General features: G+C 65.1%; 25 protein-coding genes. 10 read left to right on the top strand and 15 right to left on the bottom strand.

The annotated features are described in order from the left end of the window. Nucleotides 1–251 precede the first annotated feature (251 nt). From N826_RS08505 to N826_RS08495, 3 genes are all read left to right on the top strand, one after another. Complete coding sequence (locus N826_RS08505; RefSeq protein WP_052830932.1) at nucleotides 252–3,518, top strand: AsmA family protein; 3,267 nt, start codon at nucleotides 252–254, stop codon at nucleotides 3,516–3,518. A 139-nt stretch (nucleotides 3,519–3,657) separates the two neighbouring features. After that, nucleotides 3,658–4,440 (top strand): 3-hydroxybutyrate dehydrogenase, encoded by a 783-nt coding sequence (locus N826_RS08500; protein ID WP_044427668.1) that lies wholly within the window; start codon nucleotides 3,658–3,660, stop codon nucleotides 4,438–4,440. Between the two features lie 120 nt (nucleotides 4,441–4,560). Next, a complete protein-coding gene (locus N826_RS08495; protein WP_244619572.1) occupies nucleotides 4,561–4,809 on the top strand; it encodes an HNH endonuclease in 249 nt (82 codons plus the stop codon). Nucleotides 4,810–4,817: 8 nt separating this feature from the next. Here N826_RS08495 and N826_RS08490 read toward each other — a convergent pair whose 3' ends face one another. Next, complete coding sequence (locus N826_RS08490) at nucleotides 4,818–5,033, bottom strand: hypothetical protein (RefSeq protein ID WP_044427664.1); 216 nt, start codon at nucleotides 5,031–5,033, stop codon at nucleotides 4,818–4,820. A gap of 263 nt (nucleotides 5,034–5,296) precedes the next feature. On the opposite strand from N826_RS08490, the gene N826_RS08485 reads away from it, so the two are divergent. Further along, complete coding sequence (locus N826_RS08485) at nucleotides 5,297–5,911, top strand: PAS domain-containing protein (RefSeq protein WP_044427662.1); 615 nt, start codon at nucleotides 5,297–5,299, stop codon at nucleotides 5,909–5,911. A 46-nt stretch (nucleotides 5,912–5,957) separates the two neighbouring features. Here the strand turns inward: N826_RS08485 and N826_RS08480 are convergent, their stop codons facing one another. The 4 genes from N826_RS08480 to N826_RS08465 all read right to left on the bottom strand — a co-directional run bounded on the left by N826_RS08480 (nucleotide 5,958) and on the right by N826_RS08465 (nucleotide 9,240). Beyond that, entirely contained in the window at nucleotides 5,958–6,476 is a 519-nt protein-coding gene (locus N826_RS08480; RefSeq protein ID WP_052830931.1) for a hypothetical protein, read from the bottom strand. A 223-nt stretch (nucleotides 6,477–6,699) separates the two neighbouring features. Beyond that, entirely contained in the window at nucleotides 6,700–7,152 is a 453-nt protein-coding gene (locus tag N826_RS08475; protein WP_044427659.1) for an RrF2 family transcriptional regulator, read from the bottom strand. 51 nt (nucleotides 7,153–7,203) lie between these two features. Next, nucleotides 7,204–7,431: a hypothetical protein gene (locus tag N826_RS41250; RefSeq protein WP_044427656.1), complete on the bottom strand. Its 228-nt coding sequence runs from the start codon at nucleotides 7,429–7,431 to the stop codon at nucleotides 7,204–7,206. 9 nt (nucleotides 7,432–7,440) lie between these two features. Then, the gene (locus N826_RS08465) at nucleotides 7,441–9,240 is read right to left on the bottom strand and encodes an ABC transporter transmembrane domain-containing protein (protein ID WP_244619575.1); all 1,800 of its coding nucleotides are present in this window, start codon (nucleotides 9,238–9,240) and stop codon (nucleotides 7,441–7,443) included. Between the two features lie 259 nt (nucleotides 9,241–9,499). Here N826_RS08465 and rpmE point away from each other — a divergent pair, with 259 nt between their 5' ends. Beyond that, a complete protein-coding gene (rpmE, locus tag N826_RS08460; protein WP_044427653.1) occupies nucleotides 9,500–9,724 on the top strand; it encodes a 50S ribosomal protein L31 in 225 nt (74 codons plus the stop codon). Nucleotides 9,725–9,873: 149 nt separating this feature from the next. Here the strand turns inward: rpmE and N826_RS08455 are convergent, their stop codons facing one another. After that, nucleotides 9,874–10,275 (bottom strand): DUF1465 family protein, encoded by a 402-nt coding sequence (locus N826_RS08455; protein ID WP_052830930.1) that lies wholly within the window; start codon nucleotides 10,273–10,275, stop codon nucleotides 9,874–9,876. A 266-nt stretch (nucleotides 10,276–10,541) separates the two neighbouring features. Here N826_RS08455 and N826_RS08450 point away from each other — a divergent pair, with 266 nt between their 5' ends. Beyond that, nucleotides 10,542–11,021: an Hsp20 family protein gene (locus N826_RS08450; RefSeq protein WP_044427648.1), complete on the top strand. Its 480-nt coding sequence runs from the start codon at nucleotides 10,542–10,544 to the stop codon at nucleotides 11,019–11,021. Nucleotides 11,022–11,114: 93 nt separating this feature from the next. On the opposite strand, the gene N826_RS08445 is transcribed toward N826_RS08450, so the two are convergent. Next, nucleotides 11,115–11,549 carry an acyl-CoA thioesterase gene (locus N826_RS08445; protein WP_044427646.1) on the bottom strand — a complete coding sequence of 145 codons (435 nt, stop codon included), beginning with the start codon at nucleotides 11,547–11,549 and terminating at the stop codon, nucleotides 11,115–11,117. Beyond that, the gene (locus N826_RS08440; protein WP_044427645.1) at nucleotides 11,546–12,463 is read right to left on the bottom strand and encodes an alpha/beta fold hydrolase; all 918 of its coding nucleotides are present in this window, start codon (nucleotides 12,461–12,463) and stop codon (nucleotides 11,546–11,548) included. The genes N826_RS08445 and N826_RS08440 overlap by 4 nt, the downstream gene beginning before the upstream one ends. A gap of 107 nt (nucleotides 12,464–12,570) precedes the next feature. Here N826_RS08440 and N826_RS42890 point away from each other — a divergent pair, with 107 nt between their 5' ends. The 3 genes from N826_RS42890 (at nucleotide 12,571) to N826_RS08425 (ending at nucleotide 14,551) form a co-directional block, all read left to right on the top strand. Next, entirely contained in the window at nucleotides 12,571–13,476 is a 906-nt protein-coding gene (locus N826_RS42890) for a LysR substrate-binding domain-containing protein (protein ID WP_044427643.1), read from the top strand. A gap of 81 nt (nucleotides 13,477–13,557) precedes the next feature. After that, a complete protein-coding gene (locus tag N826_RS08430; RefSeq protein ID WP_044427640.1) occupies nucleotides 13,558–14,262 on the top strand; it encodes an AzlC family ABC transporter permease in 705 nt (234 codons plus the stop codon). Next, complete coding sequence (locus N826_RS08425; protein WP_044427637.1) at nucleotides 14,252–14,551, top strand: AzlD family protein; 300 nt, start codon at nucleotides 14,252–14,254, stop codon at nucleotides 14,549–14,551. The genes N826_RS08430 and N826_RS08425 overlap by 11 nt, the downstream gene beginning before the upstream one ends. 90 nt (nucleotides 14,552–14,641) lie before the next feature. Here the strand turns inward: N826_RS08425 and N826_RS08420 are convergent, their stop codons facing one another. From N826_RS08420 to N826_RS08390, 7 genes are all read right to left on the bottom strand, one after another. Then, the gene (locus tag N826_RS08420) at nucleotides 14,642–15,412 is read right to left on the bottom strand and encodes an alpha/beta fold hydrolase (protein WP_044427634.1); all 771 of its coding nucleotides are present in this window, start codon (nucleotides 15,410–15,412) and stop codon (nucleotides 14,642–14,644) included. 6 nt (nucleotides 15,413–15,418) lie between these two features. After that, nucleotides 15,419–16,714 carry an O-acetylhomoserine aminocarboxypropyltransferase gene (locus N826_RS08415; protein WP_044427631.1) on the bottom strand — a complete coding sequence of 432 codons (1,296 nt, stop codon included), beginning with the start codon at nucleotides 16,712–16,714 and terminating at the stop codon, nucleotides 15,419–15,421. Between the two features lie 178 nt (nucleotides 16,715–16,892). Beyond that, nucleotides 16,893–17,807, bottom strand: coding sequence for an anti-sigma factor family protein (locus N826_RS08410; protein WP_044427629.1), 915 nt, complete (start codon nucleotides 17,805–17,807; stop codon nucleotides 16,893–16,895). 9 nt (nucleotides 17,808–17,816) lie between these two features. After that, nucleotides 17,817–18,326: a sigma-70 family RNA polymerase sigma factor gene (locus N826_RS08405; protein WP_044427626.1), complete on the bottom strand. Its 510-nt coding sequence runs from the start codon at nucleotides 18,324–18,326 to the stop codon at nucleotides 17,817–17,819. Nucleotides 18,327–18,630: 304 nt separating this feature from the next. Continuing rightward, entirely contained in the window at nucleotides 18,631–20,538 is a 1,908-nt protein-coding gene (locus N826_RS08400) for a propionyl-CoA synthetase (protein ID WP_044427625.1), read from the bottom strand. Between the two features lie 146 nt (nucleotides 20,539–20,684). Next, entirely contained in the window at nucleotides 20,685–21,785 is a 1,101-nt protein-coding gene (locus N826_RS08395; protein ID WP_044427623.1) for a glycosyltransferase family 4 protein, read from the bottom strand. 8 nt (nucleotides 21,786–21,793) lie between these two features. Further along, nucleotides 21,794–22,450, bottom strand: a complete 657-nt coding sequence (locus N826_RS08390) for a formyltransferase family protein (RefSeq protein ID WP_044427621.1) — start codon at nucleotides 22,448–22,450, stop codon at nucleotides 21,794–21,796. A gap of 168 nt (nucleotides 22,451–22,618) precedes the next feature. On the opposite strand from N826_RS08390, the gene N826_RS08385 reads away from it, so the two are divergent. Further along, nucleotides 22,619–24,280, top strand: a complete 1,662-nt coding sequence (locus tag N826_RS08385) for an acyl-CoA synthetase (protein WP_044427931.1) — start codon at nucleotides 22,619–22,621, stop codon at nucleotides 24,278–24,280. Nucleotides 24,281–24,282 lie beyond the last annotated feature (2 nt).

Raw genomic sequence — 24,282 nt, 5'->3', positions numbered from 1 at the left:
ATCGCCTTGGCTTAAGCCGAAATTGCGATACGCGGCAATGGTGGTTTGCTTAAAGACGCTTGCTTCTTTAGCTTAGCGCAGGCAGCCGGTCCCGCATACTCGCCCGATTGGGCGGATAGGGGGTAAAGCTGGTACGACAGGCGCATGGGTGCGGATCTTGCGGCCTTCGGTGCTGACGGTACCCAGTACTGCCGGCGCCAAGTATTGACGGTGCGGAAACTATTATATCGAACGGTATCGGCGGAACTCGCGTGAAGAAGCTTCTCATCGGAATCCTGGCCGTTCTGCTGCTGGTCGTCGGCGCAATCTTCGTCATTCCCAGCCTGATCGACTGGAACACGTACAAGGCTGAGATCGCGGACCGGATCGGGGCCGCGACCGGCCGCGCCGTGACGCTCGACGGCAACATAGACTTGGCGCTGCTGCCCCGTCCGACCCTGTCGGTAGCGGGCGCGCGGCTTGCCAACCTGCCAGGAGCGTCCGAACCGGACATGGTGCGCCTCCGCAAGCTCGACGTACGGGTGGCCTTGATGCCGCTGCTGCGGGGACGTATCCAGGTCCAGAGCGTGGCGCTGATCGAGCCGGTGATAGCGCTCGAGGTCCTGAGCGACGGTCGCCGCAACTGGGACTTCGCACCCACGGCCAATGCGGCCTTGCCGGCTAACCGGCTGGCCGAAGCCGTTCAGCTCGACCAGTTGACGATCCAGAACGGCACCGTCATCTACGGGGACTCCACCACCGGCATCCGGGAGCGTGTCGAGTCGGTCGATGCGCAGGTCGTCGCCGGCAGTCTTGTGGGTCCGTTCCAGATCCAGGGAGCCGTGCTCGCGCGCGGCGTCCCGCTGGCGGTCGAACTCACCGCCGGACGAATGGGCGAGGGCGGGGCGCTGCCGGTCCGGGTATCGCTGCGCCAGCCCGAGGCCGCCAATTCCGGGACGCTTCGATTCGCCGGCATCGTGATCACGGGTACCGAGTTCAAGCTTCAGGGCGACCTGCGCGCCGAAGGCCCCGACCTGCGTCCCGCCGTGACCGCCATTCTCAAGGCCGCCAACGATCCGTCCTCATCGGAGCTGCCTGCCGTCCTTCGGCAATCCTACAATTTCCGCACCGCGGTCAACGCGTCGATGCGGGCGGTCGAACTCAACGGGATCGAAATCCAGGTCGGCGACACGCGCGGTACCGGCAACTTCAAGTACAATCCGACATCGGCCGGCAAGACGGGCGCGGAGCACGCCCGGCCGCAAGGCGACTCCCAGGGCGAGCTGACGCTGTCGTTCAACCGCTTCGACCTGGATGGCTGGCTGGCGCTGGCCGGTGGACAGGCGCCGGCCTTCCGGCTTCCCTCGGTGCTCCAGGCCAAGCTGACGCTCGGGATCGACGCCCTCAGCTATCGCGGCAACATCGTCCGGCAGGCCCGGCTGGAAGCGGCGCTGGACAAGGGCGTCATGACGCTCCGGCGGCTGTCGGCGCTGCTGCCGGGCGGAGGCGACGTGGCGCTGACCGGCACCGTGGCATCTGAACGCGGTCTGCCGGTGCTCGACGTCGGAATGGACGCCAATGCCGACAACCTGCGCGCCTTGCTGGAGTGGCTGGGCTACGCCGTGGACCGGGTGCCGGCCGATCGGCTGCGCAAGTTCTCCATGACGGCCCAAGTGACCGGGCGGCCGGACAACATCCAGTTCGGCGGTATCGACCTGAGAGTCGATACGTCCCGGGTGACTGGCGGCGTCGCCTATGTCGATCGGGGACGCCCCGGATTCGGCGCAAGGCTGGAGATCGACCGTCTCAACCTGGATGCCTATGCGCCGGATCTGACCGGCTTTTCCGACAACGGGGAACCGCATGTCCGGCCGGACGGCGTGCCCAAGCCGGATCTGGCCGGCTGGCTTGGCGGCTTCGACGCCAACCTCAACGCCGATATCGCGACCCTGACGGTCGCCGGCGTGCCGGTGCAGCAGGCCAAGCTGGACGGTACGCTGACCAACGGCAGGCTGGCGCTCCGTCAATTCCGCACCACGGATCTCGCCGGCATCGCGGGAAGTATCCAGGGCAGCCTGGGCAAGCTCCAGCCGCTCGACGACGTGGAATTGACCGTCGATCTTAAGGCCGCGTCGCTGGTCCAGTTCCAGCGGACCTTTCCATCGCTGGCCGGCCACAGGTTCGGCATTCCCGCCGATCGGCTGGGGGAAGCGACGCTCCAGGGGCGCATCGCCGGCGATCCCGAACGTCTGGCGGTGGACCTCACCGCCGGTGTCGCCGGAGGCACCGTGCAGGCCGGCGGAACGCTGAGCGATCTCGGCGCGATCCCCGGATACGACTTGAAGGTCAGGACTATTCATCCCGACGCCGCCAAATTCGCCCAGGTCTTCGCACCCGACTGGCGTCCCGCCGGCAAGCTCGGCGGTGTCGATCTCTATGGCGAGATATCCGGCTCGCCATCGGCCCTGTCGATAGCGGCACTTCAAGGAATGGCGGGACCGGTCAGCATCCAGGGCGACGCGACGGTCGACCTGGAAAAGGAGCGTCCCGTCTTCGACTCCCGCATCCAAACGGGGGAGATCGTCATCGATCACTTCCTTCAGACGTCTTCACGGGCAACGATGGTGCCGTCGCTGATCCAACCAGCCCTCGCGGCGGAAGGATTGCTGTGGTCGGACTCGCCGTTCCGGCTGGATTGGATGCGCGGCATCGACGGGCGTCTGGCCCTGACCTCCCGCGCCATCGCCTATGGCGATCACAGGCTGACCGATACCGCCGCCCGTGCCCGGCTGGAAAACGGCGAACTCACGGTCGAACAGCTCGATGGCGGCATGGTCGGCGGTCAGGTTGGATTTTCCGGCAAGCTGTCGGTTCCAGCCGACAGGGTGCCTGCGCTTGCGGCCAAGCTGTCGATGATCGGCTCCGATCTGGAACTTCTCCGGGCGAAGCCCGCATCTGTCGATCTTCCCGAAGGTATCCTTGATCTCGACCTCGATCTCACGGCCCAAGGCGCATCGCAGGCCGAAATGATCGGCAGCCTGGGCGGCGCCGGAACCGTCAAGGTGCGCGACGGCGCGGTCGCCGGGTTCGATCTGGACCGTATCGCTTCGCGGCTGGACAGTGCCGATACCCAGAAGGAACTCAACGACCTGCTGACCAAGTCGATTGCGGGTGGACAGACCCGCATCGACCGGCTGACCGGATCTCTCCGGATCGAGAAGGGGATCTTCCGCACCGACGACCTGACGGCATCGGCGCCCAGTGCCGATATCACCGCCGCCGGCTCCGCCGATCTGGTCAATTGGGTCCTCGATCTGGCGCTCGGCATCCGGTTGAGCGCGGTTGCCGACCTGCCAGCCTTCGACCTGAACCTCACCGGCCCGCTCGACCGGCCGCAACGGGCGTTGGATGCCGCCGCCTTCACCGGCAAGCTGGAACAGCGGTCGTCGTTCGATCCGGGCCGACGCCGAGCGGCGGAGGCCGCCCCGCTGCCGCCGGACAGCGTCATCGTGCCCGTCCAGCCAGCTCCGGCGCGTTGATCCCGGCCTGCAATCCAGTGCTGCGGAGACTGGCCGACCCGGTATGCGGTTTCGGCTTGGCCCGCTCTGGCGCAGGGTTTATCACTCCTGTCCAATAACTTAGCGATCGACGTCCATACGTCCCCGAAGGGAGAGACACATGCTTAAGGGCAAAACAGCACTGGTGACCGGCTCGACCAGCGGCATTGGCCTCGGCATCGCCGAAGCGCTGGCGGCCAAGGGAGCCGACGTGATGCTGAATGGCTTCGGCGAGGCCGACGCCATCGCCGGCCTTCAGAAGCGGATCGCCGACCAATTCGGTGTCAAGGTCGGTTACGACGGCGCCGATCTCAGCAAGCCGGACCAGATCAAGACGCTGGTCGAGCACGCGACCGCCGAACTCGGCAAGATCGACATCCTGGTCAACAATGCCGGCATCCAGTTTACCGCCCCGATCGAGGAGTTCCCGCCGGAGCGCTGGGAAGCCGTCATCGCGATCAACCTGTCGGCCGTCTACTACGGCATGCACTACGCCCTGCCGCAGATGAAGCAACGCGGCTGGGGCCGCATCATCAACATCGCGTCGGCCCACGGTCTGGTCGCCAGCGTCAACAAGTCGGCCTACGTCGCGGCCAAGCACGGCGTGATCGGCCTCAGCAAGGTCGCGGCGCTGGAGAACGCGGAGACGGGCATCACCTCCAACTGCATCTGCCCCGGCTGGGTGCTGACCCCGCTGGTCCAGAAGCAGATCGACGCCCTGGCCGAACGCAAGGGCTTGAGCGGGGAAGACGCCGCCCGCGAGCTGCTGGGCGAGAAGCAGCCGTCCAAGCGGTTCGTGACGCCGGAGCAGCTGGGCGAATTGGCCGTGTTCCTGAGTTCCGATGCCGCCAGCAACATGACCGGCTCCGCGCTCACGATGGATGGCGGATGGACGGCACAGTAAGCGTGTTTTTCTCAAGGCCGTTCCCGTGAAGGCGCTCGTGGCGCCTTCTCCGGGAGCGTAGCGGCACCATCGTTGGCACCGACGGACATCGACAACTGTCCTCTATGCGGACGGCCTCTGGTGCCGGGTCCCAGCGTGAACCTGCACCACCTCGTTCCGCGCACCTACAAGGGGACCGAGACGGTCGCCCTGCACCGGATCTGTCATTCCAAGATCCACGCGGTGCTGAGCGAGAAGGAACTGCGCGATCACTTCCACACGATAGACCGGCTGCGGTCGCATCCGGAAATCGCGCGCTTCATAAAATGGGTGGCCCGAAAGCCACCCACCTTCACCGACAGGCATCGCGGCGGTCGGCGATCGCGATGACCGGCCGATCAGTCGTCCGGGTTGGTCCGGGGACGCAGGCATTCCGGCTGCTGGGCGCCCGGCGGGCAAATCACCTGATCGCTTCCAAGCCCTTGGCTGCCCGCGGTCCCGGCCGTTCCGGCCGAACCGCCGGGCGAGGACCGCTCCATCGCCCTGTTATCGGTGCATCCCGCTACGGCAAGCAGGAGGATCGCTCCGGTTGCAAGGCGTGTGCTGATCGACATGATGATGGTCTCCCTGTTCCGTGGACGGCCCGATACGGGCCTTGATTGCCCCAGGACCAACACCACGATCTCCGGTGAGTTCCGGCAATGCCTACCACCCGGCACAAAGTGCCCGGCAGCTTGCGGGAGTTTCCGTCCCGGAACTCCTCAAAACAGGGTGGATCGCTCGGGGATTGCTGAGACAATCTTGTGGCACGTCGCTTGCTAATCCCAGGGGTAGCTCAGGAACCATCCTGCCGCCGCTGCAATCGACGAGGCAAAAAATGTCTGTTGCCCAAAGCTTCACGGCCGACTTGACGAAATTCTACAGCGAACCCGGAGGCATCTCCCCGGCGATCATCTCGGGCCTCGGCGATGCCTGCTCCTTCACCTTCGGCGGTTTCTATCCGGGGGATCAACGCCTGTGGTCGCTGTATGAAATCTGGCTTCGGCATCAGAACTCGTCCCACCATGCGCCGCGCTGGACGATCGACATGGTGCCGGACCTGGCGTTCTGGCTTCCCAACATGTTCGAGGTCAGGTTCACCGATATGGGGGCTCACTTCTCCCGCTTCGGCTCCGGCCTCATCCGCGCCATCGGCGTGGACATGACGGGACGGCGCGCCGCATCGGCGCTCCTGGGACCGGGAAGCGAGCGGATCGATTCCGATTGTCTCCAGGTTCAGGAGACCGGCAAGGTCATCTGGTCGGACGACGAGCTCCGCCGCCGCGGCGCTTCGCCTGTCGTGTGCGAGCGTCTGACGCTGCCCTTCAGCGATGCCGACGGCCAGATCGACCGGCTGGTCGGCTGCATCTACCTTCAGGGAAGCGGCATGACGCCCGGCTGGCTCGGGACCGTCATCCGGTTCGTCAATATCCGCAACACGGTCCTGGATTGACGGGGTCGTCACCGAGCGCGCGCAGGCCCGACCGACCGGATGGCGCTCACTTCGCGCCTTCCGCCTTGCGGAGCACGCCGTTGATGGTCTTCAGGATCTTGCCGTCCGCGATGCGGGAAAAGGTGAGGTCCAGCCCATGGGGCGCCAGCCGGCGCTCATAGGTCTGGATCTCATATCCGCCGTCTTCCGTGATGATCAGAGCCTGGACCGTAAGCGTGTCGTTGCTCAGATGCGCCCAAAGATAAGGCTCGCCCGCCATCGGATCGAGCGGCGTGAAATGGCCGAACATGTTGCGCCGCTGGGCCGCACGGTAAATGCCCTCGCGTGGTGTCGGCTCGAAGGCGACCGAGTAGGACTGGTGCTTCGACTTGCCGTCCGCCCGTTTTGTGATCGTGGTCCAGTCCAGCGAGAAGCCCTCGTTCTGATAGGGCTTGATCGTTACGGCGAGATCGCGTTCGCTCAGGCCTTGGTCGGCCAGGGAAATGCTTTGCCCCGTGTAGCTTCCGAAGAATTTCTGGAGTATCCCGGAATTGCCCAGACTTGAACTTGCTGATCCAAGCGTCAAGACGAGCGCGAGAACAAGGCCAAGCTGTATTGCCCGCCAGTCAAACGGACGTCGGTAAACTCGCGGCATGCCCCGTACTCCTGAACCAGTCACCTAAAAAGCTCTGTGGCATGGAGCCCACATCACAGGTCTTCATTAAACATGGTTCCGAAGCTTGCGTCACGAAAGGCCTGAGCCGGTATCCGCAAGCTGAAGCACCGTTGCTATGCGTCGGGCGACGGCGTCAGATCTCGAACTGCGCGGGAAGCAAGCCGGTTGCCTGCCGGTGCTTCAGCGCATCCGCCAGGGAACAGTTGTCCAGGATATCCGCCGTCGCATCGCGGACCTGAAGCATCAACCAGCGGACGGAGCAGCTGTTCACGTCGGTACAATCGGCACAGGCGCGAAACCCGCTCTTGCTGGCGCAGGGCAGGGGAGCCAGCGGACCGTCGACGATGCGGATGATCTCGCCGAAGGAAATATCCTCGGCGCGCTTCGCCAGCCGGTAGCCGCCATACTTGCCGCGCTTGCTGTCCAGTAGACCGCGCTTCCGCAGATCGACCAGGATCGCCTCGAGGAACTTGCGCGGCACGTTCTCACGTTCCGCGATGTCCGCGATCATCACCATGTCGGCGTCCGGCTGTTCGGCGAGCATCAGCAAGGCACGGAGGGCGTACTTGGCTTTCTGGGAAAGCATAGGGGATGCAGGCGCCTGACGCCGGAGGAAGCTTGAGGAGCGGGAGCTGACCTAAACCAGCAGGTCGAGATACATGCCGCGCCTGTAATAGGGCGGCAGCGTCAGGACACCGTCCACCACCAGGGAGGCGAGCTGCTTGAGCGTCGGCACCCGGCCGGAATGCGAACGGCGCGGCCGCGCTTCCTCTACCGAGCGTCCGGCGTGCGCTCGCGCACTGCCGCCGCCGTCGGTGCGGACGGGGAGATGGGTATTCGGACCTGTCGGGCGAGTGTCAACCATGACAAAGACTTACTCTGCAACGTCCGGCAAGGCAAGAGCGGCCCGGTCGTCGTCGCGCCGGTCGAACTGGAGGGACGCAAGGCGCGCGTACAAACCGCCCTGGCGGATCAAGTCCGTATGCGTCCCGGTTGCAACCAGCTTTCCCTGCTCCATTACCGCGATGCGGTCCGCATTGAGCACTGTCGCAAGGCGATGAGCGATGATCAGCGTCGTCCGGTTCCTCATCAGCCTTTCCAGCGCTTCCTGAACGACTCGCTCGCTCTCCGCGTCGAGCGCGCTGGTCGCCTCGTCCAGCAGAAGGACGGGCGGATTGCGGAGGATGGCTCGGGCGATCGCGACGCGCTGGCGCTGACCGCCGGACAGACGTACGCCCTTCTCGCCGAGATAGGTGTTCAGGCCGTCCGGCAGCTGCTCCAGGAACTCTAGCGCATGGGCGGCGTCGGCGGCGGCGCGGACTTCCTCGTCGCTCGCGTCCAGCCGCCCGTAGCGGATGTTATCCAGGGCGCTGGTCGAGAAGATCACCGGGTCCTGCGGCACCAGACCGATCCGGGCACGGACTTCCGCTGGATCGGCCGTCCGGATATCGATGCCGTCGAGCAGGACGCGGCCGTGACGCGGATCGTAGAAACGCAGCAGGAGCTGGAAGACCGTCGTCTTGCCGGCGCCGCTGGGTCCCACCAGCGCCACTGTTTCGCCGGGCGCCACCGACAGGCTGAACTCGTCCAGCGCCGCGTCGTCGGGGCGTGACGGATAGTGGAAGCGGACCGCGTCGAAGGCGACCGCTCCCCTGACCGGAACGGGCAGGGGAGCCGGGTTGGCCGGCGCGGTGATTTCCGGTTCTGTCGCCATCAGGTCGAACAGCCGTTCGGTGGCGCCCGCCGCCCGCTGAAGGTCGCCGACGACCTCGCTGATGGCGCCGACCGACCCCGCCACTACTACAGCGTAGAACACGAAGGCGCTGAGATCGCCGGCGCTCAGGCGGCCGGCCAGCACGTCGTGGCCGCCGACCCACAGGATGGTGCCGATCGCGGTGAAGACGAGGACGATGACGATCACGGTCAGCGCCGCACGGGTCCGCACCCGCTGGACCGCGACGTCGAACGCGCCTTCGACCCGGTCCGCGAAGTTGCGCCGCTCCGCGTTCTCGTGCCCATAGGCCTGCACGGTCCGGATGGCGCCCAGCGCCTCGTCCACGAAGGAGCCGACATCGGCGATGCGGTCCTGGCTTTCGCGCGAGAGCTTCCGGACCTTGCGCCCGAAGATGACGATCGGGAACACCACCAGCGGGACCACCAGGAACACCAGTCCCGTCAGCTTGGCGCTGGTGAACAGCAGCATGACCGAACCCCCGATCAGCAGCAGCATGTTGCGCAGCGCGATCGATACCGTGGAACCGACCACGACCTGGAGCACGGTGGTATCGGTGGTCAGGCGCGACAGCACCTCGCCGGTCCGGGTGGATTCGAAGAAGGACGGACTCAGCTTCACGACATGGTCGAACACGGCGCGCCGCAGGTCGGCCACGACCCGTTCGCCGATCCACGACACCAGATAGAAGCGGCCATACGTGGAGGCCGCCAGGATGCAGATGACCGCCAGCATCACCAGCAGGCCCTTGTCGAGCAGGGCCGGGTTGCCGGCGGCGAACCCCTGGTCGACAAGAGCCCGCAGGCCGGCGCCGAGACCGAGAACGGTGCCCGCCGCCACCGTCAGGGACAGGAACGCGCCTGCGATGGCGGTCCGGTATGGCGTCAGGAACGGTACCAGGCGGCGCAAGGGGCTGAGATCCCGGCGCGGAGCCGCCGTCACGGGATCGGCGCCGATCGCAGGCTTCTGGGTCGCCTCGACTTGGGGAGATGCACGAAACACCCGGAGGGTACCTGTGTTTAAGGAGACGGGAATAGCCTTCACTGGTATAGCAAGGCGTCTGTCGGGCAACAAGGTGCGCCGCCCGCGTCATATCCGCAGCTCCACAACGGTACGAGAATCATCTCCCCGCATCGAGATCCGCCTTGCGCCGACACGTCCGGTCCGCTATAAGGCGCGCTCGTTTTCGGGGACTGCAGCTATGAAAAAAGAGATCCATCCGGACTATCACGAGATCAATATCGTCATGACCGACGGTAGCTCGTTCCAGACCCGGAGCACCTATGGTAAGGCCGGCGATACGCTGCGCCTGGACATCGATCCGAAGTCGCATCCGGCTTGGACGGGCGTCCAGAAGCTGCTGGACACCGGCGGTCAGATCGCCAAGTTCAACAAGCGCTTCGGCAGTTTCGGCCTCAAGAAGTAAGCCTCTCCAGGGCGTCAGGCCCTGGACACCGCTTGCGGTATTGTGGTCCCAGTACTTCAGGGTCTGACGTGATAAGGCGTTCCATCTACGGAACGCCTTTTTCGCGTTTTTAAATCATGAATGAATTGGTCGGAGCACGGCGCCGTCGCTTACGCGACGGCGCGCCGGACCTGTTCGTCCAGACGGGCGACCCGCATGTAGAGCTTATGGCTGCGCTCCAGCAGGCTGCGAAGGCCGGCGGGCAGTTCCTCGTTGTCGGGACCTGACGGGTCGGTGCAAACATCGCCGCCGGACAGCGCGTACTCGTCGGTCGCGACCTGTTCCTGCGTGAGTTCGCCGGCATGGACGGCTTTCTGCGCCAGCAGCCATGCCATCACCTGGGTCAGCCTGCTCGTGACCCGCAGGGACTCATAGCTGACCTGAAGTCGGATCTGAGGGTCAAGGCCGCGCTGGTCGGACTGCTCGTTGTAGGCGATGTAGTTCCGCGCCTCGATGAGCAGGGCCATCGTTTCGTCGTAAGTGCGATTGAAGAATGCAGTAGGGCCGCTCACTCGCTCTCCCGTTTCGGGATTCATAAGTGCCATGATCGATCGTCCCAGTCCGAGGTTAATAACTGATGAGGCGCGCCGGCCAACCCAAACGCGCCCAATGAATGCGGCGAAATTTTCTCGACGATCACCCTCTTGAACCCGATTTCGGCGTGATTATCTCAGTTTCCGTGGGAAGGACGCCGAAACAGGGTCCGCCCCACGAAGAAACCGGAGTTCGACCATGATGGTGAATTCCGACGCTTGTATCGCTCTTTGGAGGGTATGAAATGCGCACCTATGATCTTTCGCCGTTGTTCCGTTCTTCCGTCGGCTTCGACCGCATGACCCGTATCCTGGAGTCCGCGCTCAAGGTCGACGATGCCGCCCTGTCCTATCCCCCGTACAACATCGAGAAGCTGTCCGACGACGCCTACCGTATCTCCATGGCGGTCGCCGGCTTCGGTCCGGAGGATCTGGACATCACTTCGCAGGAAAATCTGCTGGTGATTACCGGTAAAACTAAGAAGGATCCGGAGAACGGCCAATACCTCTATCGCGGCATTGCCGGGCGGGCATTCGAGCGCCGCTTTCAGCTAGCCGACCACATCAAAGTGACTGGCGCGAATTTGGCGAACGGTCTCCTGAATGTGGAACTCGTCCGGGAGATCCCCGAGGCAGCGCGGCCCCGCACGATCAAGATCGCAGCGGCGGCGCCTTCTCAGGCGATCGAACATAGCCGGACGGAGGAGCAGCCCCAGGCCGCGTAAGGACCGGGTAAGTCCGGCCTTTTGGATCGGCGCCCCACCGAAAGGCGGGGCGCCTTTTTATTTGGCCGGCGCCTGTCTGGTCGGCACCTGCCGTCAAGCGGTCAGCAGACGCTCCATGCAGGCGCGCAAGGGATCTGGGATCGGTACCGGCTTCATCGTCGCCCGCTCGACGAAGACGTGGACGAAATGACCGGTCGCGGCGACTTCCACATCGCCGGCGGCAAACAATCCGACCTCGTAACGAACGCTCGAGTTCCCCAGCTTCCCAACCCGCAGCCCGGCATCGACGATATGCGGAAAAGCCAGCGACTTCCTGAACTTGCACATCGTTTCGACAGCGACGCCAATGATCGCCGCCTTGTGGATGTCGAAGCCGCCCTCCGCGATCAGGTACTCGTTTATCACCGTGTCGAAATATGAATAATAGACCACGTTGTTGACGTGGCCGTAGATGTCGTTGTCCATCCAGCGCGTCGGGATGGCTAGAAAATGCCGGTACTTGTCCCGGCTGTCGATATCCGTAGTCACATCAGCTGCTCCCCTGCCGTGTCTTCGCCTCCCGTCATACACCGTGTCTGCCGATCCAGGAAGCTCAGCAATGTCGCAAGAACGGCGCCGGGCGCCTCTTCCGGCAGGAAGTGCCCGCTTGCGATTTCCCGGCCCGTCACGTCATCCGCCCAGCGGCGCCAGATCTCCAGCGTATCGTAGGGACGCCCGTCGGTGCCATGGCTGGCCCATAGCGCCAGGACCGGACAGGAGATACGGCGGCCTACCTCCCGGTCCGCCGCGTCGTGTTTCCGGTCGATGCCGGCACCAGCTCGATAGTCCTCGCATACGGCATGGATGACGCCGGGCTTCCTGAAGCAGCGCCGGTATTCTTCGAAGGCGGCCGGGTCGATCGCGTCGGGGTCGGCGCACCACCCCCGGACCGTCCTTAGCAGATACTCGTCGGGACCGGCGCCGATCACCGCTTCCGGCAGCCCGTCGGGCTGCGCAAGGAAAAGCCAATGGTACACCGCCAGTGCCATGTCGGCGTCCATCATTTCCCACATATCCAGCGTCGGCACCATGTCCAGCACCGCCAGCCGCGTTATCCTGTCCGGATGGTCCAGCGCCAGACGATAGGCCACCCGGCCGCCCCGGTCATGCCCCGCCACGGCGAAACGGTCGAAGCCCCGTGCCGCCATCAGGTCCGCCATCGTTCGCGCCATGGCTCGCTTGGAGTAGTCGCCGTCATGCGGGGCGGAACTGTCGCCGTAGCCGGGCAGATCGGGAATGACGACGGTGAAGCGCGCAGCAAGCTCCGGGGCGACACGGTGCCACGCCGCGTGGGTTTCGGGATAGCCGTGCAGGAGGAGCAGGGGCGGGCCGCTGCCGCCGGTTGCGACCATCAGGTCACCGCCGGGCAGGGCAACCATTTCGGATGCGAATTTTTCGAACATTGAAACTCCGGGTTCCCGATCGCCGTTGTTGTGCAAGCACGTCGTCATCGGAGAAAAGCCTACGGCCTGCGGGAAAATTGCCAAAATTCAAAAGGTTAATCAGCCGCATGCCCGTCCGTCATACTCCGCCGCCACCAAACCTCGACGTCGACCTGCTCAGGGCCTTCGCGACGCTGGTCGATACCGGCAGCTTCACCCGTACCGGTGAATTGCTGGGCCGGACCCAGTCCGCCGTCAGCGTCCAGATCAAGCGTCTGGAAGATCTGGTCGGCGCCCGCCTGTGCGACCGCAGCGGCCGCAGCGTCGTCCCGACTCCCGCTGGTGAACAATTGCTGGGCTATGCAAGGCGTATCCTGTCGATCAACGACGAGGCGGTCGGAAGGCTGGTGATGCCGCCCGTGCGCGGTACCGTCAGGCTCGGCACGGCGGAGGAGTTCGCGTCCCAGTTCCTCGCCGATATCCTGGCCGAGTTCACCCGCTCCTTCCCGACGGTCACGCCCGAAATCACGGTCGACTCATCCGCCGTCCTTCAATCCGGCGTCGAGGCGGGGCTGTTCGACCTTGTGCTGGTGAAGCACGTCCCCGGCGAAGACCCCGGCACCACCATCTGGCGCGAACCGCTCCACTGGGTCGCGAAGGCCGACTGGGTGGACGTAATGGAAGGACCGGTCCCCCTTGCGGTCTCGCCGGCACCCTGCCTCTACCGGCGCTTCATGCTCGCGGCACTCGGGCAGATGGGACGTTCCTGGGAGATCCGCTGCACCAGCGCCGCCGTCTCCGCCCTCCAGGCGGCCGTGGTCGCCGGACTGGGAGTCACGGCGCTGGCGCGCAGCACGATCCTGCCGGGCATGAGGGTGCTGACGCCGGACGAAGGCTTCCCGACGCTACCAGACAGCTCCATCGCCTTGGTTTCCCGGTTCGGCGCGGCAACCCCGGCGGCCGAACGGCTGATGCGTTTCATCCTGGACCGGATGGCGATCCCGCACATGTCAGGCATACGCCGCGTTAAATGACAACGATGTTGACCTAATTAGCATGAACCGCTTAAATCCGCGCCCCGACGTGTAAGCTTATTTTAAAAACAGCGTTTGCAAATGTCTGAAACAAACAGCACGCCCGTCCTCTTCACGCGCGCCGGTATCGCTGCCGGGGCCTTGCGGACCCTCCCCGTCGCCACCGGCGGGCTGGCGTTCGGCGTCTTCTACGGCTTCCTCGCGGGACAGAACGGCCTGACGCTGCTGGAAACCGCTTTGATGAGCGCCTGGGTCTTCGCCGGCGCGTCGCAGTTCCTGTCGGTCGAACTATGGGGCGATCCGCTCCCCGTCGGCGCCCTGATCGCGACCGTGCTCGTCATCAACGCGCGCCACATCCTGATGGGGGCGACGCTCGGACCGTGGCTGAAGCACATCCCGCCCTGGAAGGCCTATGGCAGCCTGTACTTCATGACGGACGAATCCTGGGGCCTCAGCGTTGCCGATATCCGCAACGGTGGGCGTGACGCCGCCTTCCTGCTCGGCAGCGGCCTGACGCTCTTCCTGTTCTGGAACACAGGCACGATCCTGGGCCGCATCTTCGGCGAGATGCTGCCGGACCTGAACCGTTACGGCATCGATTTCCTGGGAACCGCCTTCTTCGTGGCCCTGCTCGCCGGGTTCTGGCGCGGGCGCGGGGACCTGATCCCCTGGATCGTCGCCGCCGCCGTGGCCTTGGTCATGGAACGTTACGTGCCCGGAACATGGTACATCCTGGGCGGCGCACTGGCCGGCTCTCTGGTGGGAGCATTGCGCCATGTTCGGTGAATACCAAGGTGTCGCCGTCATCGCCCTGATGGGGCTCGCGACCTACGCCACCCGGGCCGGCGGCTTCTGGCTGATCCAGCGCATGCGCCCGTCACGCTTCCTGGAGGTTTGGCTGGGCCAGATCCCCGGTGCCGTCTTCGCCGCCCTATGCGCACCGCTGGTGCTTAACTCCGGCCCGGCCGGCTGGATCGCTGGCTTGCTGACCTTGGCAGTCGCCCGGCTGAGCGGCAACTTCCTGGCGGCTATGGCAACAGGGGTCGCCGCCATCGCCCTGCTGCGCCTAATGTAGCTTGCGTCTCATGCAGGAGTTGTGGACCGTGTTTATTGGGCCGTGGCCCAACATCTCCGGAGCGCCGGTCGAACTCTTCGGCTCCTGGTATCAAATTCCCGACATCAGCGCGTCCGTCACCGCATCCGGTTCCTCGACCATCATCATATGGCCGGAGCCGTTCAGAACCACGGTCCGCGCACCGGGTATCTTCCCCGCCAGCGCCCGGCCGGCCTTGGCCGGCGTCATCCGGTCGGACGCTCCCAGTATCAGGGTCGCCGGACACCGGATGTCCGGCACTCCCTTCCAGGCATCGCAGGCCGCCAGATCGTTGGCGAGCACTCCCGGACGCGCCTGCTGCATCAGCCTCAGCCCTGTGCCGATCTGCCACAGGCCGGGGGCGGCCGAAGCGCCGCGATGGGTGCCGAAGCCCCAGCCGATCACCATCGCGATGGCCTTGTAGTCGTTGGCCGCCGCCGAGGCCAGCAGGTCCGGGTGGACCGGCATCCGCTCTGCGACGCCGAGCAGCGCCAGCGCCCGCACCCGCTCCGGATGCCGCGTCGCGGTCTCCAGCGCCGTAATCGCCCCCATCGAATGGCCGGCCAGCGCCGCCTGTTCGAACCCCGCCGCATCGATCAGCTTCGGCACCCAGTCGGCCAACTCAGCGATGGACGCCAGGGGCTCTCCGGCGGAGCGTCCATGGCCCGGCAGATCGACCGCAAGCACCGAGCGCCCGTGATGGGCGAGATAGCGCGTCTGAAGGCTCCAGACGGAATGATCCATGCCGGCGCCATGGATCAGCACGGTCAGCGGCAGACTGCGGTCAAGAGCCTTCCCGCCGGTGGAGGCGAACACGGTGTTGCCTGAAACGGTCAGTTCCATGGCCGATCAACCCTTCTGCGAGGCGCGCAGCGCCTGCTTAAGGTCGGCGATCAGGTCGCCCGCGTCTTCCAGTCCGACCGACAGGCGGATCAATTCCTCGCCGATCCCGGCATCGGCCAGCGCCTGGGCATCCATCTGCTGGTGCGTCGTGCTGGCGGGATGGATCACCAGCGACTTGGCGTCGCCGACATTGGCGAGATGGGAGAACAGCCGAAGCGCCTCGATGAACCGCCGGCCCGCAGGGCGCCCGCCCTTGATGCCGAACGTGACGATCGATCCGGCGCCGTTGGGCAGCAGCCGCTTCGCCAATTCATGATCGGGATGGCTGGGCAGGTCGGGATGGCGGACCCACGCGACGGCATCGGAACCCTCCAGGAACTGCGACACCCTGCGGGCATTGTCGACATGGGCACGCATCCGCAGCGGCAGCGTCTCGACCCCTTGAAGGATCTGGAAGGCGTTGGTCGGGCTCATGCAGGCGCCGAAGTCGCGCAGACCCTCGGCCCGCGCCCGCATGATGAAGGCCGCCGGACCGAATTCCTCGGCGAAGTCGATGCCATGGTAGCCGGCATAGGGCTCGGTCAGCGTCGGGAACTTGCCCGAACCCTCCCAGTCGAACCCGCCGCCATCTACCAGCGCACCGCCGATGGCGACACCGTGTCCGCCCAGCCATTTGGTCGCCGAATGCATGACGATGTCGGCGCCATGCTCGAACGGCCGGCACAGGTACGGCGTCGTGAACGTGCTGTCGATCATCAGCGGCACTCCGGCCGCATGCGCGATCCCGGCGACCGCCGGCAGGTCCAGCACCTCGAGACCGGGGTTGCCGATCACCTCGGCGAAGACCAGCCGGGTTTCCGGCCTGATCGCGGCGCGGAATGCCGCAGGATCGCGCGGATCGACGAAGCTGGTCGTGATGCCAAAGCGGGGCAGGGTATGGGTGAACAGGTTGTGGCTGCCGCCATAGATGGCTTTGGACGCGACGATGTGCCCGCCACCGCCCATCAGCGTGACGATGGCAAGGTGCAGTGCCGCCTGTCCGCTGGCGGTACAGACGGCGCCGACGCCGCCCTCCAGCGCCGCGATCCGCTCTTCCAGCACCGCCACCGTCGGGTTGGAGATCCGGCTGTAGATGTGACCGGGGCGCTCCAGGTTGAACAGAGCCGCCGCATGGTCGGTATCGCGGAAAACGTAGGAGGTCGTCTGGTAAAGCGGGACGGCGCGGGCGCCTGTCGTGGGATCGGGCTGCTGTCCGGCGTGCAGGCTCAGCGTATCGAACTTCAAAAACGGGCTGTCGGACATTGCGCCGTTCTTCCTCCCCGAAGAGTCTGGCCCGAAGAACCTGGGGGGCAAAAAAAGATGAGGGCCGCTTGGTGCGGCCCTCTTTCTTTATTGCCTCGCCTGCTCAACTCGAGCGATGAACCGGAGCCTATTGTGTCAAATCACCGCAGTCAAGCAGGTTGGTTGCATCGGCCGCAGGTTACATGTCCTTCCGCTTAACGTCCCCGACCGGCTGGGCAGCGGGGGGCTGCTTGGCGGCCTCGGGCGGCGGCGGAGCGGCAGGGGGAGGAGCCGGCGGAACGTTGCGGATCTTCAGTTCGCGATAGACGGTCTGCGTGATGTTCATCAACTGATCGCGGTCCAACCGGCCGATCAGCGCATAGGCGATCGATCCCTCGACCCAGTAGAACATCGACACGTCGCCCTTCTGGACGAAGCTGAAAGCCGCTTCCTGCCCGGCCTTCGGCGTACCGACGAACAGCGTCAGGCGACGCTTGCCATCGTTCTCGTACATGTACTGGGCACCGACGCCCGTCGCGGTCGGCAGCGACCTTCCGCCGATCAGCCGGAAACCGGCACTGGACAGATCGGGGCCAAAGATCCGGCGTCCCAGCCGTTCCGACAGCCAGCTATCAAGTGCTCCTCTGTCCTCGCCACCCATTTCGACCGCGAAACGATTGTCCGACGCGTAGAAAGTATGGGCCTGAACGGCTTCCTGGGCGAAGCTCTGGAGCGGCGGCTGCTGCTTTTCGACCACTGTCGGTTCCGGATCGCGCAGCACCCACCCGCCGGTTCCACCGGCTAGCAGTAGCACGACCGCTGCCGCCATCCGGGCGAAGGGGGAGCGCAGCCAGCCGCGCCGGTAGTTGTCGTTGCCTGCGATCTGCCCCGACAGCCGGTTTTGCAGATCGTCCATGGCCGGCGTCGCGGGTTCTCGCAGCACGTCGTCGAAAAGCTCATGCAATTGGTCTATCTGGCTTCTGTAGGCATTTACCCGCTCGGCCGAAGCCGGGTCTTCCGCCAGACAAGCCTCTACCTCGATGCGCCGCTGGGAGTCCAGATGGCCATCAACGTAAGCATGCAGATCGCGGTCATCGACGGGTCGCGCCACCATATCATCGTCCTACTTGACCCGGCGGAGAGGTACTCCGCCCTCATTCGACAATTTGATCCGGACCGCTTCGCGCGCCCGGCTCAGCCGGGACATCACGGTACCGATCGGGATCTGTAAAACTGTTGCGACCTCGTCGTACTTCAACCCTTCCAGGGCCACCAGCAGCAGAACCTGACGCTGTTCGTCGGGCAGTTCGGCCAGAGCCCGCGACATGTCGCGCAGTTCGAGGCTGGTTTCCTGACGGGCTGGAGTGATCAGCCGCATCTCGTGCTCTTCGACCGGCACCTCATCCGGCCTGGAGATCTTCTGGCGAACCTGGTTCACGTGCACATTGTGCATGATCGTGAATAGCCAGGCCCGGAGGTTCGTCCCAGGTTTGAACCGATCGGCACGCGACAGCGCGCGCGCCAGCGATTCCTGGACCAGATCGTCCGCATCGTTCTTGTCACGGAGCAACGCCCGCGCATAGCGCCGAAGCGACGCGATCTGTACTTCCAGCTCAGTCCCGAATCTGCTCACTGCGTCATCCGGTTGGTGGATAATTCAGGCGGAACCTTCGAAAGGTCGGGAAAGTTCCGTTCCGTTGCCGGGTCCCGAGCCATGAGCCGAAACTCATACCTACGAACACGGCTACCGGTTGCCTTATTCCAGGGGACGACTCCTGTTTGTCAAAAAAATGACGGTGCGCGAAAGCAAAAATGTTGGGCCACGGCCCAACCTACGAAGCAAGAGCCTGTAGGTTGGGCCGTGGCCCAACATCGACGCGCTGACTAACGCTCCGGACCAGCTAAAACTCTCCGGCCCTTTTTCGACGACCCCGACCTCACGCCATGCTGGGCTTCGCGTAGCCGATGCCTTGCAGCGCTTCGGAGATCTCCGACAGGATGGCAGGATCGTCAATCGTCGCCGGCAGCTTGTAGGTTTCGCTGTCGGCTATCTTCTGCATGGTGCCGCGCAGGATCTTGCCGGAGCGAGTCTTGGGCAGGCGGTCGACCACGATGGCGAGCTTGAAGGCCGCGACCGGACCGATCTCGTCACGGACGAGTTGGACCACTTCCTTCGTGATCACAGCATGGTCGCGATCGACGCCGTTCTTCAGGACCAGGAAGCCCAGCGGCACCTGACCCTTGAGCTGGTCGGCGACACCGATCACGGCGCATTCCGCGACGTCCTTGTGCGACGACAGGACCTCTTCCATCGCGCCGGTCGAGAGGCGGTGCCCGGCGACGTTGATGATGTCGTCCGTACGGGCCATGATGTAGACGTATCCGTCGTCATCGATGAAGCCGGCGTCGCCCGTCTGGTAATAGCCGGGATAGTCCGTCATGTAGGACTTCACGAACCGCGCGTCGGCGTTCCACAGCGTCGTCAGCGTGCCGGGAGGCAGCGGCAGCTTGACCGAGATGGCGCCGATATCGCCGCGCTTGACCTCGTTGTTGGAAATGTCGAGCGCCCGTACGTCCCAGCCCGGCAGCGCCTTGGTCGCCGAACCGTACTTGATCTTGAACCGCTCGATGCCCAGCGGGTTGCCGGAAATGCACCAGCCGGTCTCGGTCTGCCACCAATGGTCCACCACGGGGACCTTCAGGTGGTCTTCCGCCCAGTGCAGCGTGTCCGGGTCCGACCGCTCGCCGGCCAGGAAAAGGGTGCGCAGGCTCGACAGGTCATAGCTGGGGATCAGCTTGCCGTCCGGGTCCTCGCGCTTGATCGCGCGCAACGCCGTCGGGGCGGTGAACAGCGCCGCGACCTTGTGCTGCTGGATCACGCGCCAGAAGGTGCCGGCATCGGGGGTGCCGACCGGCTTGCCCTCGAACACGATGGTCGTGGCGCCGTGCAGCAGCGGGGCGTAGCAGATATAGGAATGTCCGACGACCCAGCCCACGTCGGAAGCGGCCCAGAAGACCTCACCCGGCTTGATGTCATACATGTTGCTCATGGTCCACTTCAGCGCCACCGCATGGCCGCCGTTGTCGCGGACCACGCCCTTGGGCTGACCGGTCGTACCGGAGGTATAGAGAATATAGAGCGGATCGGTCGCTTCCACCGGCACGACCTCGGCCGGCGCTGCGGCGGCAGTGACCGTTTCCCAATCGACGTCGCGCGGCTCGACCAGGGATGCCGTCACCTGCGGACGCTGGAAGACGACGACATGATCGGGCTTGTGGTCCGAATGGTCGATGGCGGCGTCGAGCAGCGGCTTGTACGGCAGCACCTTGCTGCCCTCGATTCCGCAGGACGCGGTGATGATGGCTTTGGGCTTGCTGTCGTTGATGCGGGTCGCCAGCTCATGCGGGGCGAAGCCGCCGAACACGACGGAATGGACGGCGCCCAGGCGGGCGCATGCCAGCATGGCGACGACGGCCTGCGGGATCATCGGCATGTACAGGATCACCCGGTCGCCCTTGGCGACGCCAAGGGCACGCAGCGCCCCGGCGACCCGCGCGGTCAGGTCGAGCAGTTCGGAATAGGTGATGGTCTGGACGGTCTGGGTGACGGGGCTGTCGTAGATGATGGCGGCCTGGTCGCCGCGCCCGGCCTCGACATGGCGGTCTACGGCATTATAGGCCGTATTCAGCACGCCGCCCTTGAACCAGCGGTAGAAAGGCGGGTTGGAGCTGTCGAGAACGCTATCCCAGGGCTTGATCCAGTCGATCTCGCTGGCGGCATCGCCCCAGAAGCCTTCGGGGTCCGAGATGGAGCGGGTGTGAAGCTCTTCATAACGACCGGTCATGGAACGCCTTCTTCTTACTGGAGCGGTGATTCGATCCTTTGGCGTGTCGGGGGAACTCCTCCCATACGCGGGCGGATATTGCTTCAGCGAGGCGACTTTATGCAAATGTGTTTCACTATTTAAACAGCCTGCGACATTTTGAACCTTTAGTCCGTCCGCTGCTTGAAGAAGCCGGCCCACTCTCCCGCCCGTGTCCTCCAGGTGGCCGTTTCATTGACGAACCGGACCTGTCGCCACAGCCGCTCGATGCCGGGGGGCGACAGCACAGACGCCATGACAAGGTCCAGCGCCGTCAGGTAACGGGCGCCGAAGCTGCTCCAGTCCTCACCTGGATCGACAAGCAGGGCGTGACCTGCCGTCGTCTCGGCCAGGGCTCCCAGGTCGCTGGCGACCACGGCGCAGCCGGCGGCCATCGCTTCCAGCGCCGCGATGCAGCCGGTCTCCGGGAAAGTGCAGGGATAGGCCAGGATCGATGCGGCGCGGAGAGCCTCCGCAAGGTCTGGCTGCGGCAGCGTGCCGACATGCTCGATGCCGGGCGTGCTCCGGCACTGGTCGTAGAGCGCCTGGAACTGGCTGTCCGAAGGACCGGTCAGATAGGTCCCCATATCCGAGAAGACTTGCAGCCGGCAGGGCCGGGGGATCAGCGGGAACATGCCGGTTAGCAGGTCCAGTCCCCTGAACGGAGTGGAGGTATAGGCCAGCAGGAGCGGATCGCTCATCTTGGCCCGCGCCAGGGCATCCGCATCGGCAAACAGGTTTTCGAAGGCAGGCGCGATGGCGTTCCGCATCACGGCCGTCCGCTCGCCCGCCAAGCCGAACCGTTCCCCATAGCGCCCGCGCTGCCACTCGCTGACCAGCACCACGCCGTCCCAACCGTCGCGTACCGCTGGATCGCCCAGGCATTGGACGGCGGGCTGATCCTCGGCATGTCCGGTCCACAGAAAAGCCGGAACGCCCGCCGGCATCAGATCGCGCACCGCGCCGGGGATGGCGGTCAGGGACACGACCGCGTCCCATCGCGTCCCGCGAAGGCGCTCGACCCCCTCCCGCCCGTCGAGCGACAGGCATTCGACGCCGCGCCGCCGGCCCGACCGCGTCGTATGGGTGGCCAGCGCCACCTCATGCCCTGCCGCCGCCAGGGCCGCCGTCAGGTGGCAGGCGGCCGATTGCATCCCGCCGAGCGGGCGCTCGTACGGCGTATCGGCGTCGTAGTCCCAGGGCATCAGGTCGATGAAGCACAGCCGCATGACGGGGCTCAGACCTCCTGTTCCAGGACGAAGCGCCGGCCGTGCAGCGTGACGGTGATCCGCGTTTCCGGATCTTCGCCGAACGACCGGAGCCGCCGGTCGAACTCGGCGGCGTCGATATCCGGCGGCAGGTCGGTCATCCGGTCGTAGTCGCGCCGGCAGGTCTTGCGGCCGGACCAGCGCTCCGCGATCGGCTTCATGGGCTGGAGCGACAGCGCCATGATCGGCGCCTGCCGGGCGAAAAGCCGCAAGGTCGCCTGGAACGCCAGGTCGGCCAGCATCATCTGCCCGGTTCCCGGCGGCACGTCGAACCACTCGACTCCGACGATCGGCCCCTCGTCCACACGAGGCACCATGACGTGCGACGTGGCGCCGAAACGGGTGACGCCATCATAGGCGGCGAAGCTTTCCGGGTGCCGGCCCGGATATGTCGGCGGTCCCGGATGGAAGTTGAAGGCAGGCCGTTCCAGCCGGTCGAGCAGGCCAACCGGCACGATGACCGCCGTGCAGAAGGCGATCAGCACGCGGCCGGGCAGGCATTCCCGCTCCAGGTCCTCCAGGTCGGTCGCGTGGATGATGGGCAGGGTGGTGCTGTAGCCGCGCAGATAATCGATCAGGTAGGGGGCTTCCCGGTGGCCGGTCAGCAGGATCAGGGCGCTGGACATTCGTCTGTTGCACTCGGAATGGGTTGGCGGCTGCGGAACGCTTGGGAACGGGGCGAAGTGCCGCGGAAGATATACGCCGGAGCATTCCATACCGGGCCGGGTAGGGAGTATGCTGCGGCACCAAGAATGCCCGTCAAGGGCGCCCACCGCAATGCAGGACCCATCCGGATGACCCAGCCCCGCAATCCCTTCGAGGTCGAACTGGACAAGAACGACGCGAACTACGTCCCGCTGTCTCCCTTGTCGTTCCTGCGCCGCACCGCGTCGGTCTACCCGAACCGTCCGGCCGTCGTCCACGGCGACATCCGGCGGACCTGGGCGGAGACCAACGAACGTTGCGTGCGGCTCGCCTCCGCCCTGTCCAAGCGCGGCGTCGGGATTGGCAACACCGTGGCCGTGATGGCGCCGAACGTGCCGGAACTGTTCGAGGCGCATTTCGGCGTGCCCATGACCGGCGGCGTGCTGAACGCGCTGAACATCCGGCTGGATGCCGAAGCCATCGCCTTCCAGCTCCAGCACGGCGAGGCCAAGGTGCTGATCACCGACCGGGAATTCTCTGATGTGATCAACAAGGCCGTCCACATGATCGACCCGAAGCACCGGCCCCTCGTCATCGACATCGACGATCCGCTGGCCAAGGGCGGCGACCTGATCGGCCAGTTCACGTATGAGCAGTTCCTGGAAACCGGCGACCCCGACTTCCAGTGGGAGCTGCCGAAGGACGAATGGCAGGCCATCGCCCTCAATTACACGTCCGGCACCACCGGCAACCCCAAGGGCGTCGTCTACCATCATCGTGGCGCTTACCTGAACGCCATAGGCAACATCATGACCTGGGCGCTGCCGCACCATCCGGTGTATCTGTGGACGCTGCCCATGTTCCACTGCAATGGCTGGTGCTTCCCCTGGACCATCACCGCCCAGGCCGGAACCCATGTCTGCCTGCGCGGCGTCACGGCCAAGGGAATGTACGACGCCATCGCGGACTCCGGCGTGACCCATATGTGCGGCGCTCCCATCGTCATGGGCCTGCTGGTCAATGCGCCCGACAATCAACGCCGCGAGATCCCGGAAGGCATCAAGATGATGACCGCCGGCGCAGCACCACCCGCCGCCGTGATCGAGAAGATCGAGCGCATGGGTTTCGCCATCACCCATGTCTACGGCCTGACGGAAGTCTACGGCCCCGACGTGGTCTGCGCGTGGCATGAGGAGTGGGACAGCCTGCCGATCGAGGAACGCGCCATCTTCAAGGCCCGCCAGGGCGTGACGTATCCCGTGCAGGAAGGCCTGATGGTGGCCGATGCCGTCACGCTGGAGCCGGTGCCCGCCGACGGCAAGACGATCGGCGAGGTCTTCATGCGCGGCAACGTGGTGATGAAGGGCTACCTGAAGAACCCGGTCGCGACGCAGGAAGCCTTCGAGGGCGGCTGGTTCCACACTGGCGATCTCGGCGTGATGCACGAGAACGGCTATATCGAGCTGAAGGACCGCTCCAAGGACATCATCATCTCCGGCGGCGAGAACATCTCGACGATCGAGGTCGAAGCCGTCCTCTACCGCCACCCCGCCGTGCTCGACGCCGCCGTAGTCGCCCGCCCGGACGAGCGCTGGGGCGAAACGCCCTGCGCCTTCGTCACGATCAAGGACGGCGTCACCGTGACCGAAGCCGAGATCATCGCCTTCTGCCGCGAACACCTCGCCCACTTCAAGACGCCCCGGACAGTGGTCTTCACCAACCTGCCCAAGACCTCCACCGGCAAGATCCAGAAGTTCGTGCTGCGGGACATGGCGAAACAGTTGAACGAACAACCCGCCGGCAAGGCTTAGCC

The organism is Skermanella aerolata KACC 11604 (assembly GCF_000936425.1).
GTDB lineage: Bacteria > Pseudomonadota > Alphaproteobacteria > Azospirillales > Azospirillaceae > Skermanella > Skermanella aerolata.
Note: the sequence above shows the minus strand (reverse complement) of the source record. Positions and strands in the feature narration are given on the sequence as shown.

Excerpts from the sequence above, each read along its gene's own strand:
- N826_RS08440 (WP_044427645.1), bottom strand. The coding sequence starts at position 12,463 with ATGTTCGAAAAATTCGCATCCGAAATGGTTGCCCTGCCCGGCGGTGAC.
- N826_RS08400 (WP_044427625.1), bottom strand. The coding sequence starts at position 20,538 with ATGACCGGTCGTTATGAAGAGCTTCACACCCGCTCCATCTCGGACCCC.
- N826_RS08395 (WP_044427623.1), bottom strand. The coding sequence starts at position 21,785 with ATGCGGCTGTGCTTCATCGACCTGATGCCCTGGGACTACGACGCCGAT.
- N826_RS08415 (WP_044427631.1), bottom strand. The coding sequence starts at position 16,714 with ATGTCCGACAGCCCGTTTTTGAAGTTCGATACGCTGAGCCTGCACGCC.
- N826_RS08500 (WP_044427668.1), top strand. The coding sequence starts at position 3,658 with ATGCTTAAGGGCAAAACAGCACTGGTGACCGGCTCGACCAGCGGCATT.
- N826_RS08425 (WP_044427637.1), top strand. The coding sequence starts at position 14,252 with ATGTTCGGTGAATACCAAGGTGTCGCCGTCATCGCCCTGATGGGGCTC.
- N826_RS08490 (WP_044427664.1), bottom strand. The coding sequence starts at position 5,033 with ATGTCGATCAGCACACGCCTTGCAACCGGAGCGATCCTCCTGCTTGCC.
- N826_RS08430 (WP_044427640.1), top strand. The coding sequence starts at position 13,558 with ATGTCTGAAACAAACAGCACGCCCGTCCTCTTCACGCGCGCCGGTATC.
- N826_RS08450 (WP_044427648.1), top strand. The coding sequence starts at position 10,542 with ATGCGCACCTATGATCTTTCGCCGTTGTTCCGTTCTTCCGTCGGCTTC.
- N826_RS42890 (WP_044427643.1), top strand. The coding sequence starts at position 12,571 with ATGCCCGTCCGTCATACTCCGCCGCCACCAAACCTCGACGTCGACCTG.
- N826_RS08385 (WP_044427931.1), top strand. The coding sequence starts at position 22,619 with ATGACCCAGCCCCGCAATCCCTTCGAGGTCGAACTGGACAAGAACGAC.
- N826_RS08390 (WP_044427621.1), bottom strand. The coding sequence starts at position 22,450 with ATGTCCAGCGCCCTGATCCTGCTGACCGGCCACCGGGAAGCCCCCTAC.
- N826_RS08485 (WP_044427662.1), top strand. The coding sequence starts at position 5,297 with ATGTCTGTTGCCCAAAGCTTCACGGCCGACTTGACGAAATTCTACAGC.
- N826_RS41250 (WP_044427656.1), bottom strand. The coding sequence starts at position 7,431 with ATGGTTGACACTCGCCCGACAGGTCCGAATACCCATCTCCCCGTCCGC.
- N826_RS08475 (WP_044427659.1), bottom strand. The coding sequence starts at position 7,152 with ATGCTTTCCCAGAAAGCCAAGTACGCCCTCCGTGCCTTGCTGATGCTC.
- rpmE (WP_044427653.1), top strand. The coding sequence starts at position 9,500 with ATGAAAAAAGAGATCCATCCGGACTATCACGAGATCAATATCGTCATG.
- N826_RS08420 (WP_044427634.1), bottom strand. The coding sequence starts at position 15,412 with ATGGAACTGACCGTTTCAGGCAACACCGTGTTCGCCTCCACCGGCGGG.
- N826_RS08410 (WP_044427629.1), bottom strand. The coding sequence starts at position 17,807 with ATGGTGGCGCGACCCGTCGATGACCGCGATCTGCATGCTTACGTTGAT.